The sequence below is a fragment of the Achromobacter sp. JD-1 genome, assembly GCF_038594925.1.
Lineage (GTDB): Bacteria > Pseudomonadota > Gammaproteobacteria > Burkholderiales > Burkholderiaceae_B > Achromobacter > Achromobacter spanius_C.
The window spans coordinates 574,121-586,171 of the sequence record NZ_JBCGCS010000001.1; the positions used below are offsets into that span (position 1 = coordinate 574,121).

Here is a 12,051-nt window from a genome sequence, read left to right on the forward strand (position 1 = left end):
GGGAAGGGGCCAAATGGGTCGTTTATCGGACCCAGTTACACGAATCGGCGCTCACGGGGGGCGATCCTGGCCAGGATTAATTCGCGAGCAAGGTCCCTATGCAAAAATGCACCGTTTTGAATTTCAACAGGGAGCGGTTCGATGCAAGCTAAGTGGTTCGCGGTGGCAGGCGCGGCGGCTGTGTTGGGGCTGGCGGGATGCGGCAAGAAAAATGAATACCCCGAGAGTGTTCGCCGCGTGACCTATAGCGCCTGCGTGGAAGGCTTCAAGAAAAGCGCGGGTGCGCTGCCCGATGTCGACACGCGTGCAGAGGCCTATTGCAATTGTGTGCTGGACGGCTTGCAAAAGTCAGTGCTTCTGAAGGACTACACCGCCTATGACCGCATGCTGGTCACGAACGAAAAAAGCGCGGAGCGCGATCGGATCGAGGCATTGGTCAATGGCGTCGTGAATATGTGCGTGGCGCAGCAGACGCAAAAGTAGTGCTGCTTCTTGCCGGGGACGCCTAGCGGCCCAGCTTCATCGACACATCCGTATGCGTGCCGCGATCCAGATCCGCGCCCAGGGGCTGATCCCATTCGGGCAGGTTCAGCAGTTCCTTGCTGACTTCGCCCGCTTCGATGCGGCGCGCGATGTCTTCCAGCAGCAGCGTGCGGGTAGCAAAGCCCTTGCCTTGCAGATCGCGGGCAAAGAGCCGGTACGTAAGGTTGGGTTCTTCGCCCTTCATGACGCCCAGGTCCAGGATGCGACCTTGCTCATTGCGCATCAGCAAATGCCCGGGCCGCGCATAGATACGGTAAATACGCCATGGCGAAGCAATGGCGGCGTGGTTGCGCTTTGGCTCCCGCCTGGGCTCGCCTCCCTGGGCAGGGCGCGGCGCTGAAGGCAGCAACTTGACGCAGGCGTTGGCGAATTTGGCGATTGACCTTCGGATCGCGCTCACGCTGGAACCGAGATCCGCGTGTGTGCGAGGAAAGACCGTTGTGTGCTGGGGAGCGCGCGCGCGTAGCGCTTGCGGTGGTGGTGCATGGCCATACTCCTGTATGGCGATACGGCGAGGTGACGCGCGTTCAAGCACCATTGCGCCAGCATACGCGCTTTATCGTTCGGGTATACGCTTATCCAGGCTTCGTTACTCAATAGGCAATGCCAAGGGATCTTCCCAGACCCTTATTACGCAATGATTTCATTAATAAGCGTTTATTTTTCGCGTAACTGATGCTTGCGTGGTAATTGGAAACGCCGATTGACATTACCCACCCCTGCACCCATAGTGGACAAGAAGCTTTTCGAGCATCGTGATTTTCGTCCGGTCTTGCTCCCCCTGGGGCGCTTCATTGTTCGCTGTCCTTTCCTTGATAGGCTCATCTTCGCGGGCAACGCCTGCATTTAAAAAAGGAATGAGATTATGGAAACCGGAATCGTCAAATGGTTTAACGATGCGAAAGGATTTGGCTTCATCATGCCCGAGGACGGCGGCAAGGATTTATTCGCGCATTTCTCGGAAATCGTTAGCGAAGGGCATAAAGTGCTGATGGAAAACCAACGCGTCAGCTACGTCACCGCTCAAGGCGCAAAAGGGCCTCACGCCACGCAAATTCGCGCTCTGTGAATAAAGGCCCGTTGGGCCTTTAACGTTTGGCCTTTAAATACTGAAGGGGCTTTTATGTTGCACAACAATATGGTTTACAAGGGCTATCGGCTTACCGCCAATGTTTCCCGGATAGCAGTCGGGGGCAGCGGCCGGCCCGCGTTCACCGCAACGGTAGCGGTTGAGCTGGCGGCCGACCAAGACAAACTTAACGAGCATCATGCCGTGCCGCTGTTCGAATCAGGCGGATTTGTCTCCAGCCCGGGCATGGCAGTGGATGCCGCGATCAATCATGGCCGGCTTGTGGTTGATTCACATGCCAGGCCGTCTTGATATGCCGCGGCATCGCGCTGCGTACCGGCCAGTCAGGGCCGCCCATTTGGGCGGCCTTTTTGTTGGCGCGTGCTGTGCGTGCGATGGATTCGGTGCATTTGCCGTGCACTGGCATGCCGCGGTGGTGGGCCACGCGGGATAGCGCATCGGTCCACGGATGACAAGAAAACGCGCCGCCGCCTGTAAACTCTGGGCACCTTCATGGGCTCGGGAGATGCTTGATGGCCGGCAGCAGTTTCTTTGCATTGTTCGATGACATCGCGACCATTCTGGATGACGTTTCCGTCATGACCAAAGTCGCGGCCAAGAAGACGGCCGGCGTGCTGGGCGATGACCTGGCGTTGAACGCGCAGCAGGTGAGCGGGGTACCGGTAAACCGGGAACTGCCCGTGGTGTGGGCAGTGGCCAAAGGCTCGTTCATCAACAAGCTGATCCTGGTGCCGTCGGCGCTGCTGATCAGCGCGTTCGCGCCCTGGGCGGTGACGCCGTTGCTGATGCTGGGCGGGGCGTTCCTCTGCTACGAAGGCGTAGAGAAACTGGCGCACAAATTCCTGCCGCATGGCGAGTCTGACGAGGGCAACCACGCGGCGCGTGCGCAAGCCCTGCAGGACACAGCGGTCGACATGGTTGCGTTTGAACGCAACAAGATCAAGGGCGCCATTCGGACCGACTTCATCCTGTCGGCCGAAATCATCGTCATTAGCCTCGGGGCGGTGGCGGGCGCGGATTTCACGCGCCAGGTGGCGGTGCTGTCCATCATCGCCATTGCGATGACGGTCGGCGTGTACGGCCTGGTGGCCGGCATCGTCAAGCTGGACGATCTGGGTTTGCACCTGAGCCAGAAGCGCACGCAGGCGGTGGCGTGGCTGGGCCGGGGCATCGTGGGCGCCGCGCCCTATCTGATGAAGACCTTGTCGGTGGTTGGCACCGCCGCGATGTTCATGGTGGGCGGCGCCATCCTCACGCACGGCATTGCGCCGGTGCACGCGGCCGTCGAACACGCCGCGGCCGCGGTGGGCGGCGGGGGTGTGGTGCAGGCGTTGACGGCCACCGTTCTCAACGCCCTGTTCGGCATTGTGGCCGGCGCTGTGGTGCTGGGCGTGGTCAGCGTCGTCAAGCGGCTGTTCAAGAAGAGCTGAAGCCGAGTGCAGTTCTAACAAGACAAAGAGCCAAGCCCCCGCGCCTCAAGCGTTGGGGCCTGTGCGGTCAAGCCGCGCTGATCACAGCAACCCGCGCTGTCAGGGCGCTTGCGCCGCCACTTCCGGTGCACGCGCCGGAGAACCCATGGCCTGGAACAGCGCGGCCGTTTCCGTCAGCCGGGCATTCGCGTATTCCAATTCACGCAGCCGTGCCGCCACGTAGTGTTCTTCCGCCGCGAACTCGGTGTATGGCGCCAGCGCACCCAAGCGTACGCGGCTTGCCGTGTTGCGGTAGGACTGCTCGGCCGCGCGGCGCGAGGCCTCGGCTGACGCCAGTGCCTGCCCGTCGGCGTCCAGCCGCGCCAAGGTATCGGCCACGTCCTGGAATGCAGTCAGCACAGTCTGCTTGTATTGCAGCACCGACGCCTCGTAACGTTCCTTGGCCGCGCGGCGCTCGGCCAACAAGGCGCCGCCATGGAAGATGGGCTGAGTGAGCGATGCGCCGATGGCCCAGATGGAACCGGCGCCCGACAGCGCCGCTGGCCAACTGAAGCCGCCCTTGCCCATCGAAGCGGACAGCGACAGGCTGGGGAATAGCTGCGCGGTGGCCACGCCTACGTCGGCGGCAGCGGCTTGCACCACCGCGTCGGCCACCAGGATGTCAGGGCGCGAGGCCAACAATTCCGAGGGCACCACCACCGGCACCTGTGCCGGCACCGCCAGCGTGCTGAACGCCAGGTCGTCCGGCGCCTGATCGGGGCTGCGGCCCAGCAGCACCGCCAGCGCATGGCGCGTGGCTTGCCATTGCGCGCGCAGGCCGGGCAGCGAGGCCTCCAACGTGGCGGCATCCTGGTCGGCATCCAGCGCGTCGTTCTGCGAGGCCGACCCCAGTTCATAGCGGCGCTGCGTATCGCGCGCCACCTGGCGCAGCAACACCACCTGCTTTTCGGTCAGCGCGACCCGTTCGGCCAGTGATGCCGACCTGATGGCGCCGGTGACGATATTGCCGGCCAGCGCGCGCCGCGCGGATTCCAGCTGGAAGGCCTGCTGCTCGACTTGCGCCGCCAACGAGGCATTGGCAAAGCGCGCCGCGCCGAACAGGTCCAGGTCATAGCTGGCCTGAACCTGGCCGGTGAAGACGTTGTAAAGCGCGGTGGGTTGGGGCAGGTCGGGCATGGTCAGCGCGCGGTTGCGCGTGGCGCTGGCGCCTGCGTCCACCGACGGCAGCAGTGACGAATTCACCTGCGCGCGCAACTGTTCGCGCGCGCCAGCCAGGCTGCGTTCGGCTGCCGCCAGGTTGGGGCTGTTGGCCAAGCCTTCCTGCACCAGGGCGTTCAACGCATCGGAACCATAGCGCTTCCACCATTCGGGCACGGGCCGCGCACCCTGTTCAAAGCGCTGCGCCACGCCTTGTGCGGCAGCGCCCTGGGCGGGCGTCGGTTCCACGCCGTACTGGGCAGGCGAGGCCACGGCGGGCGGCTTGCTGTCTGGCGCGAAAGCGCAGGCGCTCAAGGCCAGCAGGAAGGGCAAAATCATGGGCAAAGCCAAGGGCCGGGCCAGCGGCTGCTCGCCAGGGCGGGCGGAAGGGATCGCCGGGGTCGGACGGGTCGGGTGGATCGGGTGGATCTTCATCCTCAGGCTCCTCGTTCCAGCGTGTCGGCGGCGTTGGCGCCGGGCGGAACCCCTTCGGGCTCGTCGCGTTCGTCGTGCCGTACGCGGAACCACGCCGCATACAGCGCGGGCAGGAAGAACAGCGTCAGCACCGTGGCGCTGGTGATGCCGCCCATCAACGCGGTGGCCATGGGGCCGAAGAAGTTGCTGCGCAAGAGCGGAATCAGCGCCAGCACGGCGGCGGCGGCCGTCAACACAATCGGGCGGAAGCGCCGCGCCGTGGCGCCCACAATCGCATCCACGCGCTTGTGGCCGTTCAGGATGTCTTGTTCGATCTGGTCAACCAGAATCACCGAGTTGCGCATGATGATGCCGAACATGGCAATCACGCCCAGCATGGCCACGAAGCCGAACGGCTTGCCAAACAGCAGCAGCGCCGCCACCACGCCGATCAGGCCCAGGGGCGCGGTCAACACCACCATCAGCACGCGAGAGAAGCTTTGCAATTGCACCATCAGCAGCGTCAGCACGGCCACCGCCATCAACGGCATCTGCGCGTTGATGGACGATTGGCCCTTGGCGCTTTCCTCGACCGGCCCGCCAACCTCGATTCGGTAGCCCACCGGCAGGTCGGCGCGGATGGCGTCCAGCTTCTTGTTGATGGCATGGGTGACGTCGATGCCCTCTGCGCCGCTCGCCACGTCGGCTTGCACGGTGATGGTGGGCTGGCGGTCGCGTTCCCAGATCACGCCGTATTCCAGGTCGTAATGCACCTGACCCAGGCTGCCCAGCGGCACGGGGCCGTTGGGTGTGGGCATGGACAGCGTGGCCAGGCGCGCGGGGTCCACGCGTTCATCGCGCGGCGCGCGCAGGCTGACGTTGATGAGCTTGTCGCGTTCGCGGTACTGCGTCACGGTATAGCCCGACAGCGTCATCGCCAGAAAGTCCGAGATGTCGTTGGTGCTGATGCCCAGTTCGCGCGCCTTCTGCTGGTCAATCTCGAAACGCACGGAACGTTCCGAGGGTTCGTCCCAGTCGAACTGTACGTTGACCGAGCGGCTGTCGGCGCGGACTTGCGCAGCCACTTTTTCCGCCACCGCGCGCACTTCCGGAATCTTGTCGCCACTGACGCGGAACTGCACGGGGTAGCCCACGGGCGGTCCGTTTTCCAGCCGGGACAAGCGGGTGCGGATGGCGGGAAATTGCTCGCGCAACATCGGTTGCAGCCAACTGGCGAGCTTTTCGCGGTCTTCCACGGAATGCGCGGTAATGACCAGTTGGCCGAAGTTCGGCGTGGCCAGTTGCTGGTCCAGCGGCAGGTAGAAGCGCGGCGCGCCGGTGCCCACGAAGCTGACCGCATGGTCTATCTCGGGGCGGCCTTCCAGCGCTTTCTCCAGACGCTCGACCTGGCGCAGCGTGGCCGCGAATGACGCGCCTTCCTGCAGGCGCACGTCCACCAGCAGTTCGGTGCGGTCCGAGCTGGGAAAGAACTGTTGCGGCACGAACTTGAAGCCCGCCATCGCAATGACGAAAATCACCACCGTGCCCGCCAGCACCCAGAAGCGGCGGTCCACGCACCATGCCACCCAGCCGCGCAGGCGCTGGTAGAAACGGGTGTTGTAGATGTCGTGTTCGTGGTCGTGCGGTAGATGGGCTTCGCGTTTGCGTTCGGGCAGCAGCCGGTAGCCCAGCAGCGGAATCAGCACCACGGCGGCAAACCACGATGTGATCAGTGCAATGGCCGATACCTGGAAGATCGAGCGCGTGTATTCGCCGGTACTGGACTTGGCCAGCGCAATCGGCAGAAAGCCCGCCACGGTAACCAGCGTACCGGTCAGCATGGGAAAAGCGGTGCTGGTGTAGGCAAAGGCGGCGGCGCGCGCGCGGCTCCAGCCTTGTTCCAGCTTCACTGCCATCATTTCCACGGCGATGATGGCGTCGTCCACCAGCAGGCCCAGCGCCAGCACCAGCGTGCCCAGCGACACCTTGTGCAGGCCGATGCCGAACATGTCCATGAACAGCGCCGTGATGGCCAGCACCACCGGTATCGAAATCACCACCACCATGCCGGTGCGCACGCCCAGCGACACCAAGCTGACGAGCAGCACGATGGCTACGGCCTCGGCCACCGATCGCAAGAACTCATCCACCGAATCCGACACGGCGTCCGGCATGCTGGACACTTCAGTCAGCGTCAGGCCAGCGGGCAGTTGCGCCTTCAACTTTTCAAACGTCGTGTCCAGCGATTCGCCCAGGCGCACCACGTCCTGGCCAGGCTGCATGGTGATGCCGATGCCCAGCACGGGGGCGCCCTTGAAGCGCATCTGGTCGATGGGCGGGTCGTCGTAACCCCGGTGGATGGTCGCAATGTCGCCCAGCCGGATCGACTTGTCGTTCACCCGGATCAGCGTGTCCGCCAGCGCGCGACTATTGCCGTACTGCCCGGTGGGCCGCACGAAGATGCGATCGTCGGCGGTGGTAAAGGTGCCGGCGCCCGCTACCGCGTTCTGCGTATTGATGGCTTGCGCAATCTGCTGTGGCGACACGCCCAGCCGGCTTAGCTGTGTGTTGGAGATTTCGATGTAGATGTGTTCGGTCGGGTCGGCAAAGTAGTCGACCTTGGCCACCCCCGGCACCCGCAGCAGCACGGTGCGCAGGCTGTCGGCGTAGTCGTGCAGTTGCGCGGGCGTGAAGCCGTCGCCGTGCAGCGTATAGATGTTGGTGTAGACGTCGCCGAATTCGTCGTTGAAGAACGGGCCTTGCACACCTTGCGGCAGCGTGGCCTGGATGTCGCCCACCTTCTTGCGGATCTGGTACCACTGGTCGGCCACCGTGTTGGCGGGCGCCGAGTCTTTCATGGTGTAGAAGATCAGCGATTCACCAGGGCGCGAATAACTGCGCAGGAAGTCCGTGTTGGCGGTTTCCTGCAGCTTCTTGCCGATGCGGTCGGTGACTTGTTCCTGCACCTGCTGTGCGGTGGCGCCGGGCCACAGGGTCTTGATGACCATCACGCGGAAAGTGAAGGGCGGGTCTTCGGACTGGGCCAGCCTGGAATACGACAGCACGCCGAACAGCGTGACCAGCGTAATCAGAAAAATCACCAGGGGCTGGTGGCGCAGCGCCCAGGCCGACAGGTTGAATTTGCCTTCGTTGTGTCCGTGGCCGGGCTCGTGGCCAGCGTCTTCGGCGTTGGCGCTCATGATGCAAAGTCCTCGGGGTGCAAGGGCGCCACGGGTCGAACTTTTTCACCGGCCGTGACGGTGTGCACGCCTTGCCAGACGACACGCTCGCCCGCTTGCACGCCGCCTGACAGCGTGACCGTGCGTGCGTCGTAGCGCAGCACTTGCACGCGGCGCAGTTCCAGCGTGTCTTCTTGCGGTTTCACGACCCATACGGCGGGTTCCTTGCCGTCATGGAACAACGCCGTGGCGGGCACGGTGTAGCTCGCCTGGCGCGTCGCGCCGGGGTTGTCAAAGCTGATGTTGGCGGTCATGCCCAACCGCACGTCCGGCGACGGCGATTCCAGCGTGAGCTTGACGCGGTAGGTGCGGCTTTGCGGGTCGGCGGCGGGCGCGATCTCGCGCAGGACGGCAGAGAAAGTCTGGCCGGGCAGGGGCCCCAAGGTGACGCTGGCGCGCTGCCCCAGCGCCAGGCTGGCCAACAGGCCTTCCGGCACGTCGCAGATGGCGTCGATGTCGCCCGCCCAGGCCAGTTGGTAAACGGGGGTTCCCGCGGCGACGTTCTGGCCCGTGTCGGCCTGTTCGGCGGTGATGACCCCCGCCTGGTCGGTTTTCAGCGTGGTGTATTCAAGCTGATCGGCCGACAGCGCGGCCTGTTGCGCGGCCTGGTCGCGTTGCGCCAAGGCGGCGGCGTAGGCATTGCGTGTCTGTTCCAACTGATTCGTCGCGATGAGATTTTCGCGTGCCTGGGCGCGGTCGCGCTCCAATTGCTGGCGGGCATACGTCAACTGATGCTGTGCGGCCGACAACTGGGCCTTGGCGGCCGCGGCGTTCTTGGCGGCGTCGGCGGGGTCCAGCTTGGCCACGATCTGCCCGGGTACGACGCTGTCGCCCAACCTGACCTTGCGTTCAATGATCTTGCCGCCCACGCGGAATGACAGCGGCGTGCTGTAACGTGCCTGGACTTCGCCCGGCAAGGTCCACGCAGGCAGGCGTTCGTCGGCTTGGGCCGGCATGGCGACGACGGGGCGCGGGGCGGGGGCGGCGGCTTCCTTGCGGTCGCAGGCCGATAGGGCTAGGGTCGATGCCAGCGCGGCCGCTAGTGCCAGATGGCGAGTCCGGGCCCAGCGAAGTGCAAAGACGGGGGCAGACGCCGCGTCGGCGGCCAGAGCGCGCACCGGCGAAGGCAGGCGGGAACCAGGGAAATTCACGAAACACCTCGCGGCGCGAAGAGAACAAATAGGGGAGTCAATTCCAATACGGCCTGAATTCTAATGCGGTTATGTATTCAGATACAAGAATGTATTTGGCGTGATGCCCAGTGCTAAACTTCCGCCATGTCAAAAGTCCGCCTCACCCGTGAACAGAGTCGAGACCAGACGCGTCAGCGTCTGCTTGACGCTGCGCAATCGGTTTTTCTCAGCAAGGGTTTTGTGGCTGCCAGCGTCGAAGACATCGCCGAACTGGCGGGTTACACGCGCGGGGCCTTCTATTCCAATTTCGGCAGCAAGTCCGAACTTTTCCTGCAACTGCTCAGGCGCGATCACGAAAAAGTGATGGCCGACATGCGCACCATCTTCGAAGAAGGCGAATCGCGTTCGCAAATGGAAGCGCGCGTGCTGGAGTACTACAGCACGCATCACCGCGAAAACGATTGCTTTCTGCTCTGGATGGAAGGCAAGCTGCAAGCGGCGCGCGACCCGGACTTTCGCGTGGGTTTCACCGATTGCCTGCGGGAATTGCGCGCGGCCACCACTGAGTACGTGCGCCAGTTTTCCGCCCATGTCGGCACGCCGCTGCCGCTGCCCGCCGAACAGTTGGCGGTGGGCTTGCTGGCGCTGTCGGACGGCATGCAATTCAGCTACGCCTTCGACCCGCAAGGGGTCAGCCTGGAAATGACCGAGGCCGTGTTGGCGGGCTTTTTCCGCCGCGTGGTGTTTGGCGACGCCATGCCCGAGCGGGCGGGGGACGGGCAGGTGGATCACCCGGATAGCCAGTCAGCGGACAGCCGATCAGGGCGCTGAAAATCGGCTGATGCGCCGCCTTGATTGCGCGGTGCTCCATTTTTTAAGATTGTCATCTTCCCGCTGGCCGTGATAGTAATACCGGCGGCGTGCAGTCGGACTGAGGGGGGTTGCGCGCTGGATATTTCAACCCTCGGGCGAAAGGAGCGGCTGCATGACTTCAGAAACCCGACCATCCACCATTAACCGCCCTGTGTTTGTTCCGGCGGCCGTTTTCACGCTGCTGCTGGTCGGGTTCGCGATCCTGGCACCCAAGCAGGCGCAGACTCTGTTCGATGCGGTGCAAGGCTGGATCATGGGCAATGCCAGTTGGTTCTACATCCTGGTCGTTGCAATCATCTTGCTGGCCGTGGTGTTCCTGGCGGTCAGCCGGTATGGCGACATCAAGCTGGGGCCTGATCACAGCGAACCCGACTACCGTAATTTCACCTGGTTCGCGATGCTGTTTTCCGCGGGCATGGGTATCGGCCTGATGTTCTTCGGCGTGGCCGAACCGGTGATGCACTTCATGTCGCCGCCCGTGGGCGAAGGCGGCACCGCCATCGCCGCGCGCGAGGCCATGAAGATCACCTTCTTCCACTGGGGCCTGCATGCCTGGGCCATCTATGCCGTGGTGGCGCTGGTGCTGGCCTTCTTCAGCTATCGGCATGGTTTGCCGCTGACGCTGCGCTCGGCCTTGTATCCGCTGATCGGCAACCGCATTCACGGGCCGATCGGGCACGCGGTCGACATCTTCGCCATTCTTGGCACGGTGTTGGGCGTGGCGACCTCGCTGGGGCTGGGCGTGGCGCAGATCAACAGCGGGCTGAATCACCTGTTCGGCGTGCCGGTAGGGGTGACGACGCAGATCATCCTGATCATCATCACCTGCGGGTTGGCGACGATATCGGTGGCCAGCGGGCTGGACAAGGGCATCCGCATCCTGTCCGAAACCAATCTGGTGCTGGCCGCGGTGCTGCTGCTGTTCGTGCTGGTGGTGGGGCCTACCGTGTTCCTGCTCCAGACCTTCGTCCAGAACACGGGCGCGTATCTGTCCGACATCGTCAACAAGACCTTCAACCTGTACGCCTACGAGCCCACCGACTGGATCGGCGGTTGGACGCTGTTCTATTGGGGCTGGTGGATTGCGTGGTCGCCCTTCGTGGGCATGTTCATCGCACGCATTTCGCGCGGGCGCACCATCCGCGAATTCGTCACCGGCGTGTTGCTGGTGCCCGCTGGCTTCACGCTGTTCTGGATGACGGTGTTTGGCGACACGGCCATCCACATGATTCTGGTGGACAAGGTACAGGGCTTTGCGGAAGTGGTGGACGCCGACTCGTCATTGGCCTTGTTCGCCTTTCTTGAGCAACTGCCCTGGAGCGGGCTGCTGTCGATCATTGCCATTGCGATGGTGGCGGTTTTCTTCGTGACCTCGGCTGACTCGGGGGCGCTGGTGGTGGACCTGCTGGCATCGGGCGGATCAGACCGCACGCCGGTATGGCAACGCATCTTCTGGTCGCTGCTGATGGGCGCGGTGGCTATCGCCCTGTTGCTGGCCGATGGCCTGAAGGCCTTGCAGACCGCCACGATCGCCAGCGCGCTGCCGTTCTCGGTCATCTTGCTGCTGTCCCTGTGGGGCTTGTTCAAGGCGCTGAAGCTGGACGCCACCAAGCGCGGCATCCGCTACCAGTCCTTGACCTTGTCGCGGCCCGCGCGCGGCGGGCAGTCGTGGGAACGCCGGCTGCGCAACATGGTGATGATGCCGCGCCGTTCGCATGTGCAGCGCTTCATCAGCGACGTGGTGCGGCCTGCCTTGGAAGACGTGGCTGACGAACTGCGCAAGCAGGGCTACGCGGTGGAAGTGCGCGAAAACGAAAACGATGGCAGCGCCGTGCTTGAGGTTTCCCACGGCGAGCATCTGGACTTTTCGTATGCCGTGCAACCCGAGGCCTTCGTGCGCCCCAGCCTGACGCCGGATGAGGCCGCCGACGAGGAAGAACGCAAGTACTTCCGCGCCGAGGTGCATTTGCGCGAAGGCGGGCAGGACTACGACATCATGGGCTGGAGCCGCGACGCGGTCATCGGCGACATCCTGGACCAGTACGAACGGCATCGGCATTACCTGCATATGGTTCGAACCTGACCTTCGGCCGCGTATCGACCGTGGCCCCCAGCGCCCTGACGGGCGCCAA

General features: G+C 63.7%; 10 protein-coding genes. 6 read left to right on the plus strand and 4 right to left on the minus strand.

Going from position 1 to position 12,051, the window contains the following annotated elements:
* Nucleotides 1-141 precede the first annotated feature (141 nt).
* On the plus strand, nucleotides 142-483 hold the full coding sequence (locus WBR68_RS02665; RefSeq protein ID WP_127183709.1) for a hypothetical protein: 342 nt from the start codon (nucleotides 142-144) through the stop codon (nucleotides 481-483).
* Nucleotides 484-505: 22 nt separating this feature from the next.
* Here WBR68_RS02665 and WBR68_RS02670 read toward each other — a convergent pair whose 3' ends face one another.
* Nucleotides 506-943 (minus strand): hypothetical protein, encoded by a 438-nt coding sequence (locus WBR68_RS02670; protein ID WP_050448525.1) that lies wholly within the window; start codon nucleotides 941-943, stop codon nucleotides 506-508.
* Nucleotides 944-1,408: 465 nt separating this feature from the next.
* On the opposite strand from WBR68_RS02670, the gene WBR68_RS02675 reads away from it, so the two are divergent.
* The 3 genes from WBR68_RS02675 to WBR68_RS02685 all read left to right on the plus strand — a co-directional run bounded on the left by WBR68_RS02675 (nucleotide 1,409) and on the right by WBR68_RS02685 (nucleotide 3,063).
* A complete protein-coding gene (locus WBR68_RS02675) occupies nucleotides 1,409-1,612 on the plus strand; it encodes a cold-shock protein (RefSeq protein WP_050448526.1) in 204 nt (67 codons plus the stop codon).
* A 54-nt stretch (nucleotides 1,613-1,666) separates the two neighbouring features.
* Nucleotides 1,667-1,924, plus strand: a complete 258-nt coding sequence (locus tag WBR68_RS02680; RefSeq protein ID WP_083447485.1) for a hypothetical protein — start codon at nucleotides 1,667-1,669, stop codon at nucleotides 1,922-1,924.
* Between the two features lie 221 nt (nucleotides 1,925-2,145).
* Nucleotides 2,146-3,063 (plus strand): DUF808 domain-containing protein, encoded by a 918-nt coding sequence (locus tag WBR68_RS02685; protein ID WP_127183710.1) that lies wholly within the window; start codon nucleotides 2,146-2,148, stop codon nucleotides 3,061-3,063.
* 99 nt (nucleotides 3,064-3,162) lie between these two features.
* Here the strand turns inward: WBR68_RS02685 and WBR68_RS02690 are convergent, their stop codons facing one another.
* The 3 genes from WBR68_RS02690 to WBR68_RS02700 form a co-directional block, all read right to left on the minus strand.
* Nucleotides 3,163-4,599 carry an efflux transporter outer membrane subunit gene (locus tag WBR68_RS02690; RefSeq protein ID WP_230693494.1) on the minus strand — a complete coding sequence of 479 codons (1,437 nt, stop codon included), beginning with the start codon at nucleotides 4,597-4,599 and terminating at the stop codon, nucleotides 3,163-3,165.
* Nucleotides 4,600-4,697: 98 nt separating this feature from the next.
* Complete coding sequence (locus tag WBR68_RS02695; protein ID WP_230693464.1) at nucleotides 4,698-7,874, minus strand: efflux RND transporter permease subunit; 3,177 nt, start codon at nucleotides 7,872-7,874, stop codon at nucleotides 4,698-4,700.
* A complete protein-coding gene (locus tag WBR68_RS02700; protein WP_370641176.1) occupies nucleotides 7,871-9,022 on the minus strand; it encodes an efflux RND transporter periplasmic adaptor subunit in 1,152 nt (383 codons plus the stop codon). Before WBR68_RS02700 ends, WBR68_RS02695 begins: the two co-directional genes overlap by 4 nt.
* A 168-nt stretch (nucleotides 9,023-9,190) precedes the next feature.
* Here WBR68_RS02700 and WBR68_RS02705 point away from each other — a divergent pair, with 168 nt between their 5' ends.
* Both WBR68_RS02705 and WBR68_RS02710 read left to right on the plus strand, forming a co-directional pair.
* Nucleotides 9,191-9,877, plus strand: a complete 687-nt coding sequence (locus WBR68_RS02705; protein WP_230693465.1) for a TetR/AcrR family transcriptional regulator — start codon at nucleotides 9,191-9,193, stop codon at nucleotides 9,875-9,877.
* A 154-nt stretch (nucleotides 9,878-10,031) separates the two neighbouring features.
* Nucleotides 10,032-12,002, plus strand: coding sequence for a BCCT family transporter (locus tag WBR68_RS02710; protein ID WP_050448531.1), 1,971 nt, complete (start codon nucleotides 10,032-10,034; stop codon nucleotides 12,000-12,002).
* Nucleotides 12,003-12,051 lie beyond the last annotated feature (49 nt).